The sequence below is a fragment of the Sphingomonas sp. Leaf30 genome (assembly GCF_001422525.1).
Lineage (GTDB): Bacteria > Pseudomonadota > Alphaproteobacteria > Sphingomonadales > Sphingomonadaceae > Sphingomonas > Sphingomonas aerolata.
The window spans coordinates 417,155-438,904 of the sequence record NZ_LMKZ01000002.1; the positions used below are offsets into that span (position 1 = coordinate 417,155).

Below are 21,750 nucleotides of genomic sequence, written 5' to 3' on the forward strand. Positions count from 1 at the left end.
CATGGACCCGGTCTGGTGGATCACACGTTGAGCCCCCGAACTTCGTCCTCGACAGCAAGGATCCGCAATGAGCGACACCGAACAGCGCAACCCCGGCAACGGTGGTGAGACGCATCAGCAGGCAGGCGGCGACGTCCCCGTCCTGACTACCAACCACGGCGTGCCCGTGTCCGACAACCAGAACAGCCTGAAATCCGGCGCGCGTGGTCCCACGCTGCTCGAGGATTTCGTGCTGCGCGAGAAGATCTTCCACTTCGATCACGAGCGTATCCCCGAGCGGATCGTCCACGCGCGCGGAACGGGTGCGCACGGCTATTTCGAAGCGACCGACGATATCTCCGATCTGACCAAGGCGGCGGTGTTCAAGAAGGGTACGAAGACCGAACTCTTCACGCGCTTCTCGACGGTCGCCGGCGGCGCCGGCTCGGTCGACACCCCGCGCGACGTGCGCGGCTTCGCGGTCAAGTTCTACACGACCGAGGGCAACTGGGATCTCGTCGGCAACAACATTCCGGTGTTCTTCATCCAGGACGCGATCAAGTTCCCCGACCTGATCCATTCGGTGAAGATGGAGGCCGATCGCGCCTATCCGCAGGCAGGTTCGGCGCACGACACCTTCTGGGACTGGGCGTCGCTGACTCCGGAATCGACGCACATGCAGATGTGGGCGATGTCCGACCGTACCCTGCCGCGTTCGCTGCGGATGATGGAAGGCTTCGGCGTCCATACGTTCCAACTCGTGAACGAGGAAGGCAAGTCGAGCTTCGTCAAGTTCCACTGGAAGCCCAAGCTTGGTCTCCAGTCGACGATCTGGGACGAGACGCTCAAGCTCCAGGCCGCGGACAACGACTATCATCGTCGCGACCTGTGGGAAGCGATCGACACCGGCGACTTCCCCGAGTGGGAGCTCGGCATCCAGGTGTTCGACAAGGCGTTCGCCGAGGCGCAGCCCTATGACGTGCTCGATTCGACCAAGCTGATTCCCGAGGAGGACGTTCCTGTCCGGATCATCGGCCGGATGGTGCTCGACCGCAACGTCGACAATTTCTTCGCCGAGACCGAGCAGGTCGCGTTCCTGCCGACCAACATCGTCCCCGGTATCGATTTCTCGAACGATCCGCTGCTTCAAGGCCGTTTGTTCAGCTATCTCGACACGCAGAAGTCGCGTCTCGGCACGACCAACTTCCACCAGATCCCGGTCAACGCACCGCGCAGCCCCGCCGGCAATTTCCAGCGTGACGGCATGATGCAGACCAAGGTGCCCAAGGGTCGCGCCAATTACGAGCCGAACAGCCTGTCGGTTGTCGGCGAAGACGGCGGCCCACGCGAGTCGCCGAACGGCTTCGTGACGACCACCAACCCGACCGGTGCCGACGAGCAGGGCGAGAAGCTGCGCATGCGCGCCGAACTGTTCGGCGATCATTATAGCCAGGCACGGCTGTTCTGGGTGTCGGCGACCGACAATGAGAAGGCGCATATCGCGTCGGCCTTCACCTTCGAGCTGTCGAAGGTCGGTCTCGCGCATGTTCAGGAGCGCACCGTCGCCAACCTCCGCAACGTGAACGAGGAACTGGCCACGCGCGTTGCCGATGGTCTCGGCATCCCCCTGCCGGCGGCCAATCCGGCGTTCCGCGCTCCGGTCGACATGCCACCGAGCCCGGCATTGTCGATTCAGAAGAACATGAAGGAGACGCTCGAGGGCCGTCAGGTCGGGATCCTGATTGCCGACGGGTCGGATGGCGCGGAGATCGACGCGGTCGTCGCGGCGGTCGAGGGTGCCGGCGGCAAACCGGTGCTGGTCGCGCCCAAGGTCGGTGGCGCGAAGCTCGCCGATGGCAGCATGAAGAAGGCACAGGGCCAGCTTGCGGGCAGCCCGTCGCAGATCTTCGACGCGGTGGCGGTCGTCCTGTCGGCCGACGGGTGCAAGATGCTCCTGAAGGAAGGCGCGGCGGTCCAGTGGGTCATGGATGCGTTCGGTCACCTGAAGGCGATCGGCGCCAGCGATGCGGCCAAGCCGCTTCTCGACAAGGCTGGCGTAGAGCCCGATGCGGGTGTGGTGGCGCTGGCCGACATCGCGACCGCGGGTGCAAAGCGCTATTGGGATCGTGAGCCTAGCGTCCGCATGCTCGCCTGACCGGTATAAGAATGAGATCCCGCCGTTCGTGCGTGGTCTCATTCGTCGCATAGAAGAACGGCCGCCCCGCACATCATGTGCGGGGCGGCCGTTTCGCGTCTGGCCCGGCTGTACGGGCTGACGGTCTACGAGCGAACGAGCTCGACGATCTCGAACGCGTGCGATCGCCAGCCGCGCTGGATCGACGCCTCCTCGGCCGCAACGCGCTTCTTCTTCGCCTCGGCCAATGACTTGCTGTGCCCCCAGAACACTTCGGTCTTGCCGTTGGCGAGCACCGCGACGATCCGCCAGTAATGCGTGAACGCCGTCGCCGTGGGCCCGATCGTCTTCACATAGCCATCGGGCAGCGTCGCGGTGAGATAATGCTTTCGGGCCAAGTGCGCGTCAGTCCGCCGCGGGCGCGGCCGCGGCGTCCGTCCGGGCCGCGAGCATGTACCCGAAGACGACGAAGACCAGCCCGCCGACGGTGTTTCCCGCCGTCACGACGACGAGATTGTGCACCGTGCCCGCCAGATTGATCACCGGATGCGGCGCCATGAGGCCGAGCGTGAGCGCGGTCATGTTGGCGACCGAATGCTCGAAGCCGGCAGCGACGAAGGCGAGCAGGATCCAGGCCATCGCGATGCACTTGGCCGCATCGCCCTTCATCCGCGCCGCCGTCCAGATCGCGAGACAGACGAGCCAGTTGCACAGGATCGCCCGCGCGAACAACGCGATCCCGTCCGCCTCGACCTTGTGCTGGACATAGGCGTTGAACATCGTGTCGGCATTGGCGAACACGGCGCCGCCCCCGCCGATTGCGAAGATTGCCGATAGCAGGACGCCGCCGACCAGATTGCCGAGCCAGACGACGCTCGCCAGCGTGATCGCCTCACCATAGCTGATGGTCCGCTTCGCCAGGCCGAAGCCAAGATACATGACATAGCCGGTGAACAGCTCGGCGCCGGCGAATACCGTCAGGATCAGGCCGATCCCGAACGTCGCGCCCATCACCAGCGGCCGGACGCCAGGAGGAAGCCCCGCCGCCGCGCTGATCGCCAGGATCATCGCGATCCCGATATAGGTTCCAGCCAGGATCGCGCCCGCAAAGAAGCCAACCGGTGAGCGACGCCACGCCGCGGCCTTGGCCGCCGCGAGCGTCGCATAGGTGTCGATCGTCGGCGCGTATCCCGCGCTCATACCATCGCGGCCTGGCTCTGGCCGACGACCCCCGCGCGCGCCACGCCGCGCTCCGCACCGACATCCCCGCTAGCCCGCCGCACCGTGACCGGAACCGACTTGTAGGACGGGGTGAAGCTCTGCGGATCATGATCCTCGAGCGCGATCAGCGGCTGCGTCTCGGGATAATAGGACGCGATGCACCCGTCCGGCAGCGCATAGCGGACCAAGGTCAGCTTCTGCACGACGCGGTCGGGATGCGCATATTGCAACGCGGTGGCGACATCGACGACATCGCCCTCCGCATAGCCGAGCCGCGCCATGTCACGCTCGTTCATGAACAGGATGTCGCGACGGCCGAAGACACCGCGATACCGGTCGTCGAGGCTGTAGACGGTCGTGTTATACTGATCATGCGCCCGCAGCGTCGTCAGACGCAGCACGTCCGGCGCGTTTGCGGTCTCGTCTTCCTCGATCCCCTCGGCGACGATGAAGTTCGCCTTGCCGCTGCTCGTCTTCCAGATCCGCATCGCGGCGGAATTGGGCAGATGGAACCCGCCGGGCTTGCGAATGCGCGCGTTGTAATCGGCGAAATCGGGGAACACGGCCTCGATCTTGTCGCGGATCAGGTCGTAATTGGCGACATAGGCATCCCAGTCGATATCGCCCTTGCCCTTGAGCGTCGCCTTGGCGATCTCGCCGACGATCCAGATCTCCGACTTCACATTCTCGCCGGGCGGCATCAGGAAGCCGCGCGAGGCGTGGACCATCGACATCGAATCCTCGACGGTGACTGACTGTGGGCCACCGGCCTGCGTGTCGAGCTCGGTCCGCCCCAGGCATGGCAGGATATAGGTGTCCTTCGCCATCAACAGCATCGTGCGGTTGAGCTTGGTGGTGATGTGCACCGCCAGATCGAGATTGCGGAACCCTTCGGCGCACGCCTGCGGATCGGACGACGCGATGGCGAGGTTGCCACCCAGGCAGACGATCGCCTTGGCCTTGCCGTCGCGCATCGCGGCGATGCTTTCGACCACCGAATGACCATGCTCGCGCGGCGGCTCGAAGTTGAAGACCTTCTTCATCTGATCGAGCAACAGCGGCATCGGGCGTTCGGTGATGCCGACCGTCCGGTCGCCCTGCACGTTGCTATGCCCGCGCAGCGGACAGATCCCGGCGCCGGGGCGGCCCATATTGCCGCGCAGCAGCAACAGGTTCGCAAGCTGCTGGACGTTGCTGGTACCGGTGCGGTGCTGGGTGATCCCCATGCCGTAACAGGCGATCGTCGCCTTGGACGACGCATAGATCCGCGCGACGTCCTCGAGATCCGCCCGGCGCAAACCACTGGCCTGTTCGATATCGGCCCAGTCGGTCCGCGCGAGATCGGCGATATAGGGCTCGAGCCCGTCGGTATGTTCAGCGATGAACGCATGGTCGAGCGTGGGTTCGCCGCCGCTCACGCGCGCCGCCTCGTCGAGCGCCACGAGTGCCTTGGCGATACCCTTCAACGCTGCGGCGTCACCGCCGACCTTCACCTGCAGATAGGAACTGGCGATCTGGGTCGCCGACATCGTCGCCATCTCGACCACCGACTGCGGCGATTCGAAGCGTTCGAGCGAGCGTTCCTTCAGCGGATTGAACACGATGATCTTGCCACCGCGGCGCGACACCTCGCGCAGCGTCGCCATCATCCGCGGATGGTTGGTCCCCGGATTATGGCCGATCGACAGGATCAGGTCGGCATGGTCGAAATCCTCAAGACTGACCGTACCCTTGCCGATCCCGATCGACTTGGGGAGGCCGACCGACGTCGCCTCGTGGCACATGTTCGAACAGTCAGGGAAATTGTTGGTCCCGTACAGCCGCACGAACAGCTGATAGAGGAACGCCGCCTCGTTCGAGCAGCGGCCCGAGGTATAGAATTCGGCCTGATTCGGATCCGGCACCGCGGCAAGACCCGCACCGATCGCAGACATCGCCTCCGCCCAGGTCACGACCTCATAATGGTCGGTCGCGGCGTTGTAGCGCAGCGGTTCGGTGACGCGACCCTGATCCTCGATCCAGTGATCGCTCTGCTTCCAGATCTCGGCGACACTGTGCTTGGCGAAGAAGCCGGCGCCGATCAGCTTGGCCGTGGATTCCCATGCCACCGCCTTGGCGCCATTCTCGCAGAATTCGAACGACGAGGTATGCTTGGGATCCGGCCAGGCGCAGCTCGGACAGTCGAACCCGTCGGGCTGGTTGGATTTGAGCAGCGTCTGCCCGCCGCGGACCACGATCTGCTGCGCCTTCAGCGACGTCGCGACCGCCTTGAGCGCACCCCAGCCACCGGCCGGGCCGGTATAGTCGACAATCCCGTCGGGACGCTTGTTACGCATACTCAAATCTCCAAATCGGGCGTGTCACCGCGGAAAAGGCCCGGGTCCATGCAGCCTTAACGTTTGGAGTCGCGATACCGCGCCGCAGCATAAGCGGCAAAACAGGAAAATCGCAGCCAGTGATCGCCTTTATAGGTCAGTACGGCTTTCATTCGACGGACAATAAGGTTCGACCATCGCCCGCACGTCCACGCGCGCCTTCAGCCGTGCGGCGAGCAGCGCGGTACCGCTGATCTTGCGTTGCACGAATAGCATGTCGGCCGACGGGATATGCCAGGTCGACCGGTCGCGGGCGATCGCCGCGCCCTCGTCCCGCAGCACAGAGACGAAGCTGCGATCGCCGAAGTCGAACGGCCCCGTCCGGTTCATCTCCGCCAGGATCACGTCGATTATGTGGTCGATCTGCGGCCGATGCCCCACGACCGCGGCCTCGCCCAGAAAGCCCGCCTGAACGGCGGCTTCGCGGACCGCGTCGCGCTGTCCGGCGAGCCCCGCGGCCAGCAGCCGGCGATACCCGTCCGCTACGTCCTGCGGCACCGCGCGCGCGGCCCCGAAGTCGAGCAGGACGATCCGCCCCGTCTCGGCCTGCCAGCGATAATTCGCGAAATTGGGATCGGTCTGCATCAGCCGCCAGTCGAGCAATTCGTGCAGCGTGAGCCTGATCAGCCGCTCCATGGCCGTATCGCGTACATCCTGGGGTGCGGTTTCGAGGCTCTCGATCGGCGTACAGTCGATATACTCCATCGCCAGCACGCGCGGGGTCGACAATGTCGGCTCGAGTTGCGGAACGACCAGCCCCGCGTCGTCGCCCACCAGCGCGCGATAGCGTTCCAGCATCTCGCCCTCGCGGACATAATCCGCCTCGTCGTGCAATTGCTGTTTCGCGTCACCGAGCAGCCGCGTGATGTCGAGCTCCTTGGGCAACAGCCCCGACACGCGCAGCAGCGTCGCGACATTGTCGACATCCGCGTCGATGCTGTCCTTCACGCCCGGATATTGCACCTTGATCGCCAGCACGCGTCCGTCGGGGAGCCGTGCCCGGTGCACCTGGCCGATCGATGCAGCCGCGACCGGATGAGCCTGGAAATGCGCGAAGCGGCGACGCCAGTCCTTCCCCCATTCGGCCGTGAGCACCCGGTCGAGCTGCGCGGGCGGCATGTGATGCGCATCGTTGCGCAGCCTGGCGAGGATCGTCGCCAGTTCGGGCGGCAGCATGTCGCCCGCGTCCATCGACACCATCTGGCCGAGCTTCATCGCCGCGCCGCGCAGATGCGAAAGCTGATCCGCGACGCGCACCGCGTTGGCGGGGGTCAGCAGCAGGTCCGACATGCGCGGACGCTCGCCGCTCGCGAGCCGCCGGGCCCCCTCGGCGACCACCCCGCCCGCGACGCCGCCGGCAAGCCGCCCGAACACGCCCAGCCGCGACAGCCGGCCCCGCGGGATCGACCGCCCGCCACGCGATTGCGATCCCGCGTCGAAGCCGGACTCGTTATCAGCGTGTGGATTTTGTTGAGTGCCCGGCTCCATACCGGGCATGACAGGATCTTCGCTCGTCGGTCTATCCTCGGTCTGGAGAGCCCCTTGCGCGAGACCGCTTCTTAGATGGTAAGCTGGGGTGGAGGATCAACCATCGGACCGCCATCCATGACGCCACCTGTTTTCAATAACATCACCCGCCGCACATTGCTCTGCGGCATGGCGACCGCGACGCTCGCCACCGGTCTGCGCGCCGCGCCGCCATCGCCGCGCGACGCCCGCGTGCTCGTCGGCACCTATGCGCGCGAGGGCGGCAAGGGCCTGTACACGCTGTCGCATGACCAGGCGCGCAATCGCTGGCAGGTCGAACCGCCGGTCGCCGGGATCGACGACGCATCGTTTGCGGTGCGGGCACCCCGCACCGGGCTTTGGTATGTCCTGCGCGAGCAGGCAAAAGGATCGGTGACTGGCTTTGCGCCCGGCTGGAAAGCCCGCGGCACGATGCCATCGGGTGGCGCCGATCCCTGCCATGCCGCGTTTGACGACGGGTCCGGCTGCCTCGCCATCGCCAATTATTCGAGCGGCAGCGTCGGCTTCTACCGCGTCGATCCCGCGACCGGCGCGCCCGGCGAACCGACGATCTTCCGCCATGAGGGGACCGGTCGAGACAAGAGCCGTCAGGAGGGCCCGCATGCGCACTGGGTCGGGTTCAGCCCCGATCGGCGCTGGCTGCACTCGGTCGACCTCGGCGCCGACACGATCTTCGCCTATCGGTTCGATCCGGGAGCGCGCAGCCTTGGCGCACCGGTCCCGGCGTGGCGCGCGCCGCCGGGAACGGGACCGCGCCACCTCGTCTGGCATCCCCGCCTGCCACGCGCCTATGTCGTTGCCGAACTCGCCAATACCGTGACCGCGCTCGATGCACAGCCGGACGGGCGTTTCACCACCCGCACGCAGGTATCCACCCTGCCCGATGGCCATGTCGGGTCGTCCCAGGCCGCGCACATCGCGATCGATCGCGCCGGCCGGCACCTCTACGTCTCGAACCGCGGCGCTGACAGCATCGCGGTGTTCGCACTCGATCGCGACGGAGTGCCGACCCTCGTCCAGCACATCACCGCCGGCGAACACTGGCCGCGCATCTTCCTCCTGCTCGAGGATCAGCGGCAGATGCTCGTCGCGAACGAGCGGTCGGGCACGATCGCGGTCATGGCGCTTGGCAAGGACGGCCGTCTCGCGGCGACCGATCAAACGCTGCGCGTCCCCGGGGCGGTGTTCCTCGCGCCGAACGGCTGACGATCACCCGACCGGTGACGCCCCCGCCCCTGCCCTTGCACGGGCCGGGGGATCGGGCATGATCGCGCCTCGATCATCGTCAAAGGAGCCGTGCTTGCGCCTCACCCTCGTTCTCGCCCTGTTGTCGGCTGCCCCCGCCGTCGCGCAGCAGCAGCCGATTGCGGCCCCGGCCGACGCCCCGACGCGGCGCTTCACCGGTGCCGACCTGTTCGGCCTGTCGATCGCAGCGGACCCGCAGATCAGCCCTGACGGACGCACGATCGTCTATGTCCGCCGCACCGCCGACGTCATGACCGACCGTGTCCAGTCGTCGCTGTGGTTGATCGACGTCGCGACCGGTCGCCAGTCGCCGTTCGCCGCGCAAGGGTCAGACCCGCGCTGGTCCCCCGACGGCACGCGCGTTGCCTATGTCGCGCGCGACGGCGAGCAGTCGCAACTGTTCGTCCGCTGGATCGCGACCGGCACGAGCGCGCGGGTGACGGGCTTTCCCGGCGATCCGCAGGCGCTTGCCTGGTCGCCCGACGGCACCCGGCTCGCTTACGTCGCGACCGTTGCTGGCGAGGCGACGACGCTCGGCAAGGCACCGCCCAAGCCCGAGGGCGCAAAATGGGCCGAGCCGCTGACAGTGATCGACCGCGTCAATTATCGCAACGATGGCCCCGGCTATGTGAAGCCCGGCCGCGATCATCTGTTCGTCGTCGCGGCGGACGGCGGCGCGCCGCAACAGCTCACCTTCGGCGCGTTCGATGACGGCGGCCCCTTGTCATGGACGCCCGACGGCCGCGCGATCGTGTTCGCCGCGATCCGTGGGCCCGAAGCCGAGCGGCAGGTGATGAATTCGGACCTCATCGCGGTCGACACGACGAGCGGCGCGATGCGGACGCTGACGACCCGCGACGGCCCCGATGCGCAGCCGCGGATCTCCCCCGACGGCACGCGGATCGCGTGGCTCGGCTTCGACGACAAGCGACGCAGTTACGAGAATACGCAGCTCTACCTCGGCGACCGCAACGCCGGCAGTCCCCGGTCGCTGACCGCCGCGCTCGATCGCGGGATCGAGGATGCGATTTGGGCCGCCGACGGGCGCAGCCTCTATGCAAGCTATGACGATCACGGCCAGCGCCGGATTGCGCGCATCGGCCTCGACGGCCGGACGACGCCGCTGGTCGACAATGTCGCGGGCGGCGGGCTCGACCGACCCTATACCGGGGGCGAGTTCTCGGTCGCGAGAGGCGGGACGATCGCCTATACCGGCGGCGACGGCAGCGCTCCTGCCGATGTCTGGGTGTCGAGCGGTGGCAAGTCACGGCGGCTGACGCAGCTCAACGCGGTGATGACCGGCGCCAAGACGCTCGCGCCGATCCGCAAGATCGCGGTGACCGCGCCTGATGGCCGCGCGATCGACGCGTGGCTCGCAACGCCCGCCAATCGCACGCCCGGCCAGCGCGTGCCGCTGATCCTGGAAATCCATGGTGGGCCGAACAGCGCCTATGGCCCGGGGTTCGCCACCGACATGCAGCTCTATGCCGCGGCAGGCTATGCGGTGCTGTGGACCAATCCGCGCGGCTCGACCTCCTACGGCGAGGAGTTCGCCAACCTGATCGACAAGAAATACCCGTCCGACGATTATGGCGACCTGATCGCCGCGGTCGACGCGGCGATCGCGGATGGGACCGCGGATCCCGACAATCTGTTCGTCACCGGCGGATCGGGCGGCGGCGTGTTGACCGCCTGGATCGTCGGCAAGACCGACCGGTTCAAGGCCGCGGCGACGCAGAAGCCGGTGATCAACTGGGCGAGCGAGGCGCTGACGATGGACAATACGCTGTTCACGTCGCGCTACTGGTTCAGCAAGCTGCCATGGGAGGATCCGATGAGCTACTGGAACCGCTCGCCGCTCAGTCTCGTCGGCAACGTCAAGACGCCGACCCTGGTCGTGGTGGGCAGCGACGATTACCGCACGCCGGTTTCGGAATCCGAGCAATATTACGCCGCGTTGCAGATTCGCGGCGTACCGACCGCGCTCGTCAAGGTGCCGGGTGCGAGCCATGGCGGCTTCACCGCACGGCCGTCGCAATCCGCGGCAAAGGCCTCGGCGATCATCGCCTGGTTCGATCGCTATCGTGCCAAGCCGAGCGGATCACGCACCGACTGACCGTCCGTTCGTCACCGCCGGGGCGATGCCCATGGTGCCGTCTCGTTACTGCCGCACGGATCATGCCGGTCCGTGCGGCAGTGCTGGTTACGCCAATCGGCGTAGGCGGCTCATCGTTCGCCCTCGCCACCCTCGTTTTCGCCACCCTCGCCGCGCTCGTTCTCACCACCCTCATATTCGCCTTCGCCGCGCTGGCCACGCTGCTGCTGCACCGCGCGCGCGCGCCGCGGCGATGTCACCGCATGCCGAGCCTTGCCCGACCGAACGACCCGCCGTCCTTCACCTTCACCCTCGCCTTCGCCCTCACCGACCTGCTGAGCTGGCGACGGCATTGGCTTGGCGGCCGCGTCCCCGATGACGGCTTGGCCCGATTGCGCGATCACAAAGGCGCCGACGCCCATCCATAATTTTGTACGCATACTATCTCCTTGGTCCTGACACGTTGGCCGGGAGGGCACTGAACTGTTAGGGGCGCATCACCCGGCTCCATGCCGGATTTGCGAGATTTCCCATGATGATCATGATTGCCAACGTCCTGGATGCGGACAATCTCCAGCGGCTGCGAGATAATATGCGCAAGACCCGCTATGTCGACGGCCGACGGACGGCGGGGCGCGAGGCACGAACGGTCAAACGCAACGAACAGGTCGACCGCGGCGACCCGTTGCTCGCCGAGATGCAGGACCTCGTCGTCGACCGGTTGCTCGACAATGCCCTGTTCCGCATGGCGACGCGACCGCATGTCGTCCGCCCGCCGCTCTTCAGCCGCTATGATGCGGGCATGGCCTATGGCAGTCATGTCGACGATGCGATCATGGGCGGGATGCGGACCGATGTGTCGGTGACGGTCTTCCTCAGCGAGCCTGAGGATTATGACGGCGGCGAACTGGTGATCGAATCCGCCGCCGGCGAACAGGACGTCAAGCTGCCTGCGGGCTCGGCGGTCTGCTATCCGACGACCTCGCTGCACCGCGTGGCGCCAGTCGTGTCGGGCGAGCGGCTTGCCGCGGTGACTTGGGTCCGGAGCCTCGTTCGGGACGCGGATGCACGGGAACTGCTGTTCGATCTCGAAACCGCCCGCCACGCGCTGTTCGAGCGGCTGGGCAAGACGCCCGAACTCGACCTGCTCGCCAAGACGCAATCCAACCTGCTCCGGCGCTGGGCCGAGGACTGAACGGCGCGGCGTGGATCGCCGTCAGCTTGATCTGTCGATGAGAGCAAGCGTGGCCGCGTCGCTCGTCCCGGCAAACCAGCGATCGAGCGCTGCGCCGAACAGCGGATCATTCCCCGCCTCGCGAAACAGCGTCAGCGACGATCGCAGCTTCATCGCATCGACCTCACCGAAAACGGCCCGGGCGGTCACCCCCGTCAGCGCGTCGAGCGCTTCCACGCATTGCCGTAGACGCGCCCCGAGCACCGGATGCGCGAGATAGGCCCGCGCTTCCTCGAGTGACACGATCGCATAATGCTGCGCCATCGGGCTTCGTCCGAGCCCGGCAGCCTGCGGGAAGATGAACCACATCCAGTGACTACGCTTGGCGCCGCGGCGTATCTCGGCAAGCGCGGACTCGTAGACTGCCGCCTGCGCAGTGACGAATCGTTCAAGATCATAAGGATAGGTCATAACCGCCTGCTTTCACTCAATCCTCAACTCTCCACATATGGCAGAATCGATGGACGCAGGAAGGACTGGCTGGGGCGGCAGGGTTCGAACCTGCGCATGGCGGCATCAAAAGCCGCTGCCTTACCACTTGGCGACGCCCCAGCAGAGGCGGCCTTATAGCGGCGCGCCCCGACGAGAAAAGCCCTATCGCGTCTTAATCGAGTCGATGGACCCACCCATTGGCATCCGGCGCCAGACCGCGCTGGATCGCGACGAGCGAATCGCGGATCCGCAGCGTCATCGCGCCCGGCTCGCCGCCGCCGATCGTGAAGCGGCCCTCGGGCGACGCGACGGTCCCGATCGGGGTCACGACCGCGGCGGTGCCGCAGGCGAACGCCTCGACAAGCTTGCCGCTCGCCGCGTCGGCGCGCCACTGGTCGATCGCATAGGGCTCCTCGCGCACCGTGATCCCCTGCGCCCGCGCGAGCGTCAGGATCGAATCGCGGGTGATGCCGGGCAGGATCGTGCCCGTGAGCGCGGGGGTCGACAGGCTGCCGTCCTTGAAGACGAAGAAGACGTTCATGCCGCCGAGTTCCTCGACCCAGCGGCGCTCGACCGCATCGAGGAAGACGACCTGGTCACAGCCCTGGCTGATCGCTTCCTTCTGCGCGAGCAGGCTGGCGGCGTAGTTGCCGCCGCACTTCGCCGCGCCCGTGCCGCCCTGTGCCGCACGCGTATAATGCTGGCTGACCCAGATCGAGACCGCGGAGGCACCGCCCTTGAAATAGGCACCGACCGACGAGGCGAGCACCATGTAGAGATATTCGGCGCTCGGCTTGACCCCCAGGAACACCTCGCTCGCGAACATGAACGGCCGCAGATACAGCGCGCCGCCGTCGCTGTCGGGAATCCAGTCCTGATCCGTCCGGACCAGGCGCTCGACCGATTCGAGGAACAGCGATTCGGGAAGCTCGGGCATCGCCATCCGGCGTGCCGAATCCTGGAAACGCCGCGCATTGGCTTCGGGCCGGAAGAGCGCGGTGCCGCCATCGGCGAGTCGATAGGCCTTCATTCCTTCGAAGATTTCTTGCGCATAGTGCAGAACCGACGATGCGGGATCCATCATGATCGGCGCGCGCGTCGTGATCCTGGCATCATGCCAGCCCTTCGCGTCACTGAAGCGGATCATCGCCATATGGTCGGTAAAGACCCGGCCGAAGCCGGGATCGATCAGGCGCTGCGCACGCTCGTTCGCAGCGACCGGATCGCCACACGGTTCGAACGAAAATGTCATGCTCGCGTCTGGGGACGATGAGGCCTGCGACAACGGAGGATGCATTGAATTTTTCTCTCTTTCCACGGCTTGCCGTCGACTAGGACCGAAGACTAAACCGGTCAACATGGCTGCCTCAGCATCACCCGCTTCACCCCTGTTTCTTCGCGAACCCGAACTGCGTCGCGGCATGGAACTCCTGTACTTCGGTCAGAGCCATCTGGTCCGGTCGATCGATGCGGGGCTCGCGGAGCAGGGGCTGGGGCGCGCGCACCACCGCGCCCTGTATTTCATCGCCCGCAAACCGGACATGACGGTCAGCGAACTGCTGTCGCTGCTGGCGATCACCAAACAGTCACTCGGTCGCGTGCTGAACGAACTCAGCGATCGCGGCTTTATCGAGGTTCGTCCCGGCGATCGTGACCGGCGTCAGCGGCTGCTGCGCTTGACGCCGGTCGGCAGCAAGATGGAAAGCGACCTGTTCGAAGCCGCGCGACAGAAGATGTCCGCAGCCTATAATCACGCCGGCCACGGTGCGGTTGCGGGCTATTGGGCGGTGCTAGAAGGCCTGATCCCCGAAGAGGAACGCGAGCAGGTCATCAAGCTGCGCGGCTAACTAGCGCGGCGCGCGGTCGCCGCGGGCGTTTGCCGCCATCTCCGCATTGCGTCGTGCCGACGCCGCCAGCGTGCGGGACAGCAGGGTGACCAGTGCATCGCCGTCGTCGAGCACGTTCAAGCCTTCCCGCGTCGATCCACCCGGGCTCGCGACCCGGTCCGCCAGTACCGCCGGCGAAACGTCGGCTACGCCGGCCATCTGCGCAGATCCGTCGAGCGTCGCGATCGCGAGTCGCGCCGCCTGATCCGCCGGCAGGCCGAGCGCCTGCCCCGCCTTGGCCAGCGCGTCGGCAAAACGGAACACGAATCCCGGCCCGCATCCCGCGAGCGCGGTAACGGCATCGAACTGCGCCTCTGCGGCGATCCACTCGACCAGACCGAGCGGGGTCATCAACGCCTCTGCGGTCGCACGCGCCGCGCCGTCATCCGTTGCGCCGTGCAGCGCAACCACGCCGCGGCCGATCGCAACCGGCAGGTTGGGCATCGCTCGAACCACCGCCTGCGCCTGGGACAGACGGTCGAGTGCGGCGATCTCGACCCCCGCGAGGATCGAAATCAGCAGCTTTGGCGCATAGCGCGCGAAAACGGGCGTCTTCAGCGCGCCAAGCTGCTGCGGCTTCAGCGCGAGCATGACGGTTTCAGCGGAAAAGTCGTCGGGGTCGGGCACCGCGGCGACGACGTGCACACCGGGTGGCATCACGCGCATACTGGGGCTGACGACGGTCACGCTGTCAGGTGAAAGGCCGTCGGCAAGCCAGCGGGCCAGCATCGCCCCGCCCATATTGCCACAGCCGATCATCAGGATCCGCCCGGTCATCGGCACGCCGCGCCCGGGGAAACGCGCGCGATCACGCCTCGCCCTGGGTTTCGATCAATGCCGAGGCAAGCGCATCCGCGGGCGTCTTCCCGCCCCACAGGACGAACTGGAACACTGGATAGAAACGCTCGCATTCCTCGATCGCCGATTCGACGAGCAGTTCGGCGGCCGACAGCGACATCGTGCCATCCTCACCGCCATCGACCATCGCCGCGTGACGGAACAGCAGGATTCCGCTCGTCGACCAGAGTTCGAAATGGCCGATCCAGAGCTGCTCGTTGGCGAGCCCGATCGTCTCGTAGACCGCCTGACGCCGTTCATCGGGCACCTTGATGTCCGGAAACGCCAGGAACTGCAGCACGCTGTCGTCCTCGCGCCACAGGGCGCGCAGCTCGTACGTCGTCCAGCTGCCCTTTACGGTCGCGACGATCTCGTCGTCGTGACGTTCGTGCTCCCATCCATGCGCAGCATAATAGGCTTCGAGCATGTCGATGGGCGCAGCATCGTCCTGGTCATGGTCGGCGTGGTCGAGCATCATTACGTCCTGGCACTCCTTGTCACGCGACAAAGGGTGCCGGGGCAAAAATGCTCCGACAACCCCGTTCGATCCGAATGCCCAGAAATCTGTGGAAAAGTCAGACGCCGACCTGCATTTTTGCTTCGAGAGCGTCGAGCCGGGCCTTCAGCGCATCATTTTCGTCGCGCGCCGCAGCCGCCATCGACTTGACCGCGTCGAACTCCTCACGGCTCACGAAATCGAGGCCGCCGAGCCATTCGCGGGCACGCTCGCGAACTCCCGACTGCGCTTCGCGGCCGACACCGGCAAAGGTTCCTGCGGCGCCGTTCAGGACCTTCACGAAATCGTCGAACATCCGGTTTTCGGACTGCATTGTCATCATCCTGCTAGTAACTCGCGCGGCGCGCCTCTTCACAACATCTGGGAGGTGCGCGTCGTCGGCACAAGGGTTTCGGCCTCGGGGTTGAGCCGGCCTATACCGTATGTGAGCATTCCCGCAAAGCTGATCCACACCATATAGGGCACCATCAGCCACGCCGCCCCGCGCCGGATGCGCGCGAACAGGAATGTCGCCGCGATCGAGAGCAGCAACATCGCGACGATGACGAGCACCGACGCCCCGATTCGGTGCGCGCCGAAGAACAATGGCGTCCAGGCAAGATTCAACACGAACTGCGCGGCAAACAAGGCGATCGCGCGCCCCCGCCCCAGCGCGCCGCGCGCATTGAGGATCATTGCGAGAGCCAGGCCGAGCAGCACGTAGAGCGTCGACCAGGCGACCGGAAACACCCAGCCTGGCGGAGTGAGCGCGGGCTTCACCAGGGCGGTGTACCAGGCACTTTCGCTCCCCACCGGGACCGCGCGCCCGGCCAGAAAGCCCAGCAGGACGATCAACGGAACGGTCACGATCGCCCAGCGCAGGAACGACATCCTCAGCTGGCCCTTCGAAGCGATGCCTCCCACATACGTCCTTTCACGACTGATCGCCTTAGTCCTGCCGCGGGAACGCCCTGCCGTAAACCGCAACATGCATGTACCGATCGGGAAGTGTGTCATTCTGCGATGGCCGATCCGGGTCCAGCGCGGGTAGCATCGGGATCCTCAGCCGCGTGGCGCGGCGACCGCATGCGCGGCGATCAGGAACTCGATATTGCCCTCGGGACCGGTGATCGGGCTCTCGACGACGCCCTCGACCTGCCAGCCCTGTGCCTCGAACCAGGCCGCGACCTCGCCGCAGACGCGCGCATGGACGGCCGGATCGCGGATCACGCCGCCCTTTCCGACCTCTTCGCGTCCTGCCTCGAACTGCGGCTTGACGAGCGCGAGCAGCCGCGCGCCGGGACGTGCGAACCTAATCGGTCGCTCGAGCACCTTGGCCAGCCCGATAAAGCTCGCATCGCAGACGATCAGGTCGACCGGTTCGGGGATATGCGCGTCGGTCAGGATGCGCGCGCTGGTCTGTTCATGGACGATCACGCGCGGGTTCTGGCGGAGTTTCCACGCAAGCTGGTTGGTCCCGCTGTCGACGGCATAGACGCGGGCGACCCCGTTGCTGAGCAGCACGTCGGTAAACCCGCCGGTCGACGAGCCGACGTCGATCGCCACCGCGTCCGTGACCATCCAGCCGAAATGTGCGAGCCCGTGCGCGAGCTTGATCCCGCCGCGTGACACCCAGGGGTGATCGCGGCCCCGGACGTCGAGCACGACGTCGTCCGCCAGCGTCTGCCCCGGCTTGTCGACCTTGCGCGTGCCGGCAAAGACCAGCCCCGCCATGATCAGCGCCTGCGCGCGCGTCCGCGACTCGACCAGTCCCCTGTCGACCAGCATCTGGTCCGCGCGTTGCTTTGCCATACGCCCAGCCTATCGCCCCGGCGTCCGATCATCGCAAGCTGCCTTCCTTTCGCCGCAATGTCTATTGCCCACTGAACTGGTAGGATTATCTTGCGGACAGGGATCGTGATCGGCCGACGTCCCCTAGAGCGTCGATCGATCACGATCCTACCCCCGGGCTCCGGGGGTCTGGAGAAGGAGAGGCGTCGTGGGTTCTTTTGCACCATATGATAGCGTTCAGCCGACCATCCTGACCGTCCCCGGGCTCGGCGGATCCGGCCCGTCACACTGGCAGACCCTGTGGGAAGATGCCCGGCCGGATACCGTCCGGGTCGAACTGGGGATGTGGAACACGCCGCATCGCAACGCCTGGGTCACGCGACTCGACGAGGCGATCCGGCGCGCGCAGGCCCCCGTCATCCTAGCCGCGCACAGCCTCGGTTGCCTTGCGGTGGCGTGGTGGGCCGAACTCAGCCCGCAACCCTATGGCTGGCCCGTCGCGGGGGCATTGCTCGTCGCGCCCGCCGATGTCGATCGCGGTGGGGCCCAGGCCGAGCTCAAGGGCTTTTCACCGACCCCGCGCGGCCCCCTGCCCTTCCCCTCGATCGTCGTCGCGAGCAGCGACGATCCCTGGGTCACGCCCGACCGCGCGCACAGCATGGCCGCCGACTGGGGCAGTCATTTCGTCGATGCCGGCCCGCAGGGGCATCTCAATGCCGTGAGCGGTATCGGCTGGTGGCGCGAGGGACAGGATCTGCTCGAGCGGGTGATCGCCGCGAGTGGCGACGGTCACGGGCAAGCGCTGCCGCCGAGCCAGGCGCGATCGATCCTCGCCGTCAGCGCAACCGACGCGGCCCAGTCCCACTATCTGGGCAGATAGGCAGGCGCGGGTCGGGCAGTCGTTCCGGATCAACCGCGCAGTGTGTCGTCTGCCCCCGTCTGCTGATCCTGCTGGTCCGCGGCGCGCGCCGCGGCCAGCCCGGCACGCATCCGCCGCCACATGGCGATGTTCAGCGACACCATCACGATCACCGCGAGCGCGATGATCACGATGGCCTTGGTCGGCCCGGTCATGCGCGCGCTTCGGCAACCCCGCCCGAATTATGGCGCAGCGCCTTGAGCACGGTTTCCACCAGCGCCGCCGCATCGAGCCCGGCCTCGGCATATTGCGCGTCGGGCTTGTCCTGATCCTGGAAGAGATCCGGCAGACGCAGCGTGCGCAGCTTCAGCCCGCCATCGATCAGCCCCTCGTCGCTGGCCAGCGTCAGCACATGCGCCCCGAAACCGCCGACCGCGCCCTCCTCGATCGTGACAGCGACCTCGTGCGTGGTCAGCAGCTTGCGGATCATCTCGACGTCGAGCGGCTTGGCGAATCGCAGATCGGCGACGGTGGTCGACAGCCCCTTGGCCTCGAGCACATCGGCGGCCTTCAATGCTTCCTCGAGCCGCGTGCCGAGCGACAGGATCGCCACGGCCTTGCCCTCGCGAACGATCCGGCCCTTGCCGATTTCAAGCAGTTCGGGCGTGGCAGGCAAGGCGACGCCCGTGCCGTTGCCGCGCGGGTAGCGCACCGCGATCGGGCCGGTGTCATACTGCGCCGCGGTGTGTGTCATATGGACCAGCTCGGCTTCGTCCGCCGCCGCCATCACGACGAAATTCGGCAGCGTCGCGAGATAGGTCACGTCGAACGATCCGGCGTGCGTCGCCCCATCCGCGCCGACCAGCCCGGCGCGGTCGATCGCAAAGCGCACCGGCAGGTTCTGGATCGCGACGTCGTGCACGACCTGGTCATAGGCGCGCTGCAGGAACGTCGAGTAAATCGCGCAGAACGGCCGCATCCCCTGTGCCGCGAGTCCTGCCGCGAACGTCACGCCGTGCTGTTCGGCAATGCCGACATCGAAGAAGCGGTCGGGATAGGCCTTGGCAAAGGCATCGAGGCCGGTGCCGGACGGCATCGCTGCGGTGATCGCACAGATCCGGTCGTCCTTGGCAGCCTCGGCGACGAGCTGCGCGCCGAAGACGTTCTGATATTGCGGCGGTCCCGGCGGGGCCTTGGTCTGCACGCCCGAGATCACGTCGAACTTCTGCACGCCGTGATATTTGTCGGCCGCGGCCTCGGCGGGCGCATAGCCCTTGCCCTTCTTGGTCACGACATGGACGAGGATCGGGCCCTCCTCCGCGTCGCGCACATTCTCGAGCACGGGAATCAGATGCTCGAGATTATGCCCATCGATCGGCCCGACATAATAAAAGCCGAGTTCCTCGAACAGCGTACCGCCCATCGTCATGCCGCGGGCGAACTCGTCGGTCTTCCGCGCGGCGTTGTGGAACGGCCGCGGCAGGCGGCGCGCGAGCTTCTTGGCAAGCTCGCGAATGCCCAGGAATTCGCGGCTCGACACGATCCGGCTAAGATAGGCCGACAACCCGCCGACCGGCGGCGCGATCGACATGTCATTGTCGTTCAGGATCACGACGAGGCGATTGCCCGCCTGCTCGGCATTGTTCATCGCCTCATAGGCCATGCCCGCCGACATCGCGCCGTCGCCGATCACGGCAATGCCCTTGCCCGGCGTGCCCGCGATCTTGTTGGCGACCGCGAAGCCGAGCGCGGCCGAGATCGACGTCGAGGAATGCGCAGCGCCGAACGGGTCGTATTCGCTCTCGCTCCGCTTGGTGAAGCCGCTGAGGCCGCCACCCTGGCGCAACGTCCGGATCCGGTCGCGGCGGCCGGTCAGGATCTTGTGCGGATAGCATTGATGCCCGACGTCCCAGACCAGACGATCGCGCGGCGTATCGAACACATAGTGAATCGCGGTCGTCAGTTCGACCACGCCGAGCCCCGATCCGAGGTGGCCACCGGTCGTGCCGACGGCCGAAATCGTCTCGGTCCGCAATTCATCGGCAAGCTGGCGAAGCTGGTCGGGTTTCAGCTTGCGCAGGTCATCGGGGGTCGAAACCGTGTCGAGCAACGGGGTTACAAGAGTATCTGCCATCCCACCGGCTTATCGCAGCACAGGTTTGGTGTCGATTGTTACCGAACGAAACCCCGCCATCCGCAGATATTTCTACGCAGCGACGCCAGATTGGTCACCCCGTCATGGCGCTGGAAGCCGTCCTAGATCAGCGCTGCGCCTCGCATGCGGCACACCGGCCGCGCACTTCGATGACCGGGCGGATAGGGACGAAACCAGCCGAAACCGCCGCGTTGCGGACGCCGCGGGTGATCACGTCATTGTCGATATGCGTCGTCTGCCCGCACGAATCACACACCAGGAAGATGCAGTCGTGAAGGCAATCGGGATGGGCGTTGGCGACATACGCATTCGCACTTTCGACCCGTCGCGCGAGATTGGCGCCCACGAACAGGTCGAGAATCCGGTAGACGCTGTTGGCAGCGACGCGCCGCCCCTCCGCCTTCGACACGGCTTCTGCGATGTCATAGGCCGAGGCCGGCTTGTCGAAGCCAGCCAGCGCGGAAAACACGCTGGCGCGCATCGTCGTCCACTGCTCGCCCGATTTTTCAAGCGTCGCCTGTGCGGCAACGTTGAGGTCGGCGCCTTGCGGCTCATGATGCGAATGCGAATGCGTTGCCATTATGCCGTGAATCTAGGGTGCCGCAGGAGCCGCGGCAAGCAGCGACCGCGCCGGGGCGATCCTGCGGCCCGGCTCAGCTGTCGGCGCGGCGGTTCAGATCGTGCCCGAACGCGAGCAACGCGACGCCGATGATCGTCCAGAGCGTCTCACCACTTCCCGAATCATGCGGCAGCGTCATCGCCCCCGCCATGATCCCGAGCCCGAATGCCCCCATTGCGGCCGGCATCGCATAGCCATGATGAAGGATGCCGCGCCCCAGCGCAACTGCACCGAACAGGATCGCGATCGTCAGTCCGACCTCGTGGAAGATGGGATCGAGTAGCACCCCGCCTGCGGTCGACATCAGCGCGACGAGCACCGATGTTGCCAGGCAGTGCACCATGCACAGACCCGACAGCCCGATCGCATAGCGATCCAGGCCTGCGATCCAGGACGGATGCGCATGGGTATGGTGGTGGGCGGTCGTCGACATCGTTCCGAGCAGATAGTCCATCAGAGGAAAGGATACAACATCACATTCGGCTGAACGGCGATAGTCTGCTCGCTTTTTTTCAGGAAAGGACGCTCCATTGATGTCGTGATCAATCCTGCGCTTGCGCTCTTTCCCAACGCATCGCGCGTGTGTCCCAGCCCGGTAGAAAGCCGGCGGCCGATAACCCCTGATACTCGACGCCCCAGTCAGACAGGCGTAGAGCCGTGCTATGCTCCAGCCTAGTGCCGCCTTCCTGTCCACAGCGCGCCCGCGAGCGGTCGCGACCTGGCTTCTTCTCGTCGCGGCGATGATCGTCGGCATCGTCGTCGTGGGCGGCATAACGCGCCTGACAAATTCTGGCCTCTCGATTACCGAATGGAAGCCGATCACCGGCATCATCCCGCCACTGACGCTTGCGCAGTGGCAGGGGGG

General features: G+C 66.1%; 23 protein-coding genes and 1 tRNA gene. 7 read left to right on the forward strand and 17 right to left on the reverse strand.

Features of this window, described 5'->3' with window-relative positions; all coding sequences use genetic code 11:
* Positions 1–67: 67 nt before the first annotated feature.
* On the forward strand, positions 68–2,134 hold the full coding sequence (locus ASE89_RS08560) for a catalase (protein WP_056676077.1): 2,067 nt from the start codon (positions 68–70) through the stop codon (positions 2,132–2,134).
* Positions 2,135–2,259: 125 nt separating this feature from the next.
* Here ASE89_RS08560 and ASE89_RS08565 read toward each other — a convergent pair whose 3' ends face one another.
* From ASE89_RS08565 to ASE89_RS08580, 4 genes are all read right to left on the reverse strand, one after another.
* Positions 2,260–2,511, reverse strand: coding sequence for a hypothetical protein (locus tag ASE89_RS08565; RefSeq protein WP_056676081.1), 252 nt, complete (start codon positions 2,509–2,511; stop codon positions 2,260–2,262).
* Between the two features lie 7 nt (positions 2,512–2,518).
* Positions 2,519–3,313 carry a formate/nitrite transporter family protein gene (locus ASE89_RS08570; protein ID WP_056676084.1) on the reverse strand — a complete coding sequence of 265 codons (795 nt, stop codon included), beginning with the start codon at positions 3,311–3,313 and terminating at the stop codon, positions 2,519–2,521.
* Positions 3,310–5,670, reverse strand: a complete 2,361-nt coding sequence (locus tag ASE89_RS08575; RefSeq protein WP_056676088.1) for an FdhF/YdeP family oxidoreductase — start codon at positions 5,668–5,670, stop codon at positions 3,310–3,312. The genes ASE89_RS08570 and ASE89_RS08575 overlap by 4 nt, the downstream gene beginning before the upstream one ends.
* 129 nt (positions 5,671–5,799) lie before the next feature.
* The gene (locus tag ASE89_RS08580; RefSeq protein WP_082451343.1) at positions 5,800–7,197 is read right to left on the reverse strand and encodes an ABC1 kinase family protein; all 1,398 of its coding nucleotides are present in this window, start codon (positions 7,195–7,197) and stop codon (positions 5,800–5,802) included.
* Positions 7,198–7,314: 117 nt separating this feature from the next.
* Between ASE89_RS08580 and ASE89_RS08585 the strand changes: the two genes are divergently transcribed.
* Positions 7,315–8,442, forward strand: coding sequence for a lactonase family protein (locus ASE89_RS08585; protein ID WP_056676091.1), 1,128 nt, complete (start codon positions 7,315–7,317; stop codon positions 8,440–8,442).
* 58 nt (positions 8,443–8,500) lie between these two features.
* A complete protein-coding gene (locus tag ASE89_RS08590; RefSeq protein ID WP_056676094.1) occupies positions 8,501–10,597 on the forward strand; it encodes an alpha/beta hydrolase family protein in 2,097 nt (698 codons plus the stop codon).
* 110 nt (positions 10,598–10,707) lie between these two features.
* Here the strand turns inward: ASE89_RS08590 and ASE89_RS08595 are convergent, their stop codons facing one another.
* Positions 10,708–11,016 (reverse strand): hypothetical protein, encoded by a 309-nt coding sequence (locus ASE89_RS08595; RefSeq protein WP_146163685.1) that lies wholly within the window; start codon positions 11,014–11,016, stop codon positions 10,708–10,710.
* 92 nt (positions 11,017–11,108) lie between these two features.
* On the opposite strand from ASE89_RS08595, the gene ASE89_RS08600 reads away from it, so the two are divergent.
* Positions 11,109–11,771 (forward strand): Fe2+-dependent dioxygenase, encoded by a 663-nt coding sequence (locus tag ASE89_RS08600; protein ID WP_056676100.1) that lies wholly within the window; start codon positions 11,109–11,111, stop codon positions 11,769–11,771.
* A 21-nt stretch (positions 11,772–11,792) separates the two neighbouring features.
* Here the strand turns inward: ASE89_RS08600 and ASE89_RS08605 are convergent, their stop codons facing one another.
* From ASE89_RS08605 to ASE89_RS08615, 3 genes are all read right to left on the reverse strand, one after another.
* Positions 11,793–12,221, reverse strand: coding sequence for a DUF1810 domain-containing protein (locus ASE89_RS08605; RefSeq protein WP_056676108.1), 429 nt, complete (start codon positions 12,219–12,221; stop codon positions 11,793–11,795).
* A gap of 66 nt (positions 12,222–12,287) precedes the next feature.
* Positions 12,288–12,362, reverse strand: a tRNA-Gln gene (locus ASE89_RS08610).
* A gap of 52 nt (positions 12,363–12,414) precedes the next feature.
* Positions 12,415–13,494, reverse strand: coding sequence for a branched-chain amino acid aminotransferase (locus ASE89_RS08615; protein ID WP_156363368.1), 1,080 nt, complete (start codon positions 13,492–13,494; stop codon positions 12,415–12,417).
* A gap of 106 nt (positions 13,495–13,600) precedes the next feature.
* On the opposite strand from ASE89_RS08615, the gene ASE89_RS08620 reads away from it, so the two are divergent.
* Positions 13,601–14,089, forward strand: a complete 489-nt coding sequence (locus ASE89_RS08620) for a MarR family transcriptional regulator (protein WP_031395654.1) — start codon at positions 13,601–13,603, stop codon at positions 14,087–14,089.
* Here ASE89_RS08620 and ASE89_RS08625 read toward each other — a convergent pair whose 3' ends face one another.
* The 5 genes from ASE89_RS08625 to ASE89_RS08645 form a co-directional block, all read right to left on the reverse strand.
* On the reverse strand, positions 14,090–14,905 hold the full coding sequence (locus ASE89_RS08625; RefSeq protein ID WP_056676113.1) for a pyrroline-5-carboxylate reductase family protein: 816 nt from the start codon (positions 14,903–14,905) through the stop codon (positions 14,090–14,092).
* A gap of 31 nt (positions 14,906–14,936) precedes the next feature.
* A complete protein-coding gene (locus tag ASE89_RS08630; protein WP_031395656.1) occupies positions 14,937–15,443 on the reverse strand; it encodes a YbjN domain-containing protein in 507 nt (168 codons plus the stop codon).
* A 97-nt stretch (positions 15,444–15,540) separates the two neighbouring features.
* Positions 15,541–15,795, reverse strand: a complete 255-nt coding sequence (locus ASE89_RS08635) for an accessory factor UbiK family protein (protein WP_031395657.1) — start codon at positions 15,793–15,795, stop codon at positions 15,541–15,543.
* A gap of 38 nt (positions 15,796–15,833) precedes the next feature.
* Entirely contained in the window at positions 15,834–16,352 is a 519-nt protein-coding gene (locus ASE89_RS08640) for a TspO/MBR family protein (protein WP_056676116.1), read from the reverse strand.
* A 171-nt stretch (positions 16,353–16,523) separates the two neighbouring features.
* On the reverse strand, positions 16,524–17,273 hold the full coding sequence (locus tag ASE89_RS08645) for a TlyA family RNA methyltransferase (RefSeq protein ID WP_056676119.1): 750 nt from the start codon (positions 17,271–17,273) through the stop codon (positions 16,524–16,526).
* Positions 17,274–17,460: 187 nt separating this feature from the next.
* Here ASE89_RS08645 and ASE89_RS08650 point away from each other — a divergent pair, with 187 nt between their 5' ends.
* The gene (locus ASE89_RS08650; protein ID WP_056676122.1) at positions 17,461–18,132 is read left to right on the forward strand and encodes an RBBP9/YdeN family alpha/beta hydrolase; all 672 of its coding nucleotides are present in this window, start codon (positions 17,461–17,463) and stop codon (positions 18,130–18,132) included.
* A gap of 29 nt (positions 18,133–18,161) precedes the next feature.
* On the opposite strand, the gene ASE89_RS20295 is transcribed toward ASE89_RS08650, so the two are convergent.
* The 4 genes from ASE89_RS20295 to ASE89_RS08665 form a co-directional block, all read right to left on the reverse strand.
* On the reverse strand, positions 18,162–18,326 hold the full coding sequence (locus ASE89_RS20295; protein ID WP_156363369.1) for a hypothetical protein: 165 nt from the start codon (positions 18,324–18,326) through the stop codon (positions 18,162–18,164).
* Positions 18,323–20,245 carry a 1-deoxy-D-xylulose-5-phosphate synthase gene (gene dxs / locus ASE89_RS08655; protein WP_056676127.1) on the reverse strand — a complete coding sequence of 641 codons (1,923 nt, stop codon included), beginning with the start codon at positions 20,243–20,245 and terminating at the stop codon, positions 18,323–18,325. Before dxs ends, ASE89_RS20295 begins: the two co-directional genes overlap by 4 nt.
* Before the next feature lie 127 nt (positions 20,246–20,372).
* On the reverse strand, positions 20,373–20,846 hold the full coding sequence (locus tag ASE89_RS08660) for a Fur family transcriptional regulator (RefSeq protein ID WP_056676130.1): 474 nt from the start codon (positions 20,844–20,846) through the stop codon (positions 20,373–20,375).
* 73 nt (positions 20,847–20,919) lie between these two features.
* Positions 20,920–21,318: a MerC domain-containing protein gene (locus tag ASE89_RS08665; RefSeq protein ID WP_051916566.1), complete on the reverse strand. Its 399-nt coding sequence runs from the start codon at positions 21,316–21,318 to the stop codon at positions 20,920–20,922.
* Positions 21,319–21,547: 229 nt separating this feature from the next.
* Between ASE89_RS08665 and ASE89_RS21140 the strand changes: the two genes are divergently transcribed.
* On the forward strand, positions 21,548–21,750 hold a 203-nt coding region (locus ASE89_RS21140), incomplete at its 3' end, for a COX15/CtaA family protein (RefSeq protein WP_236701678.1).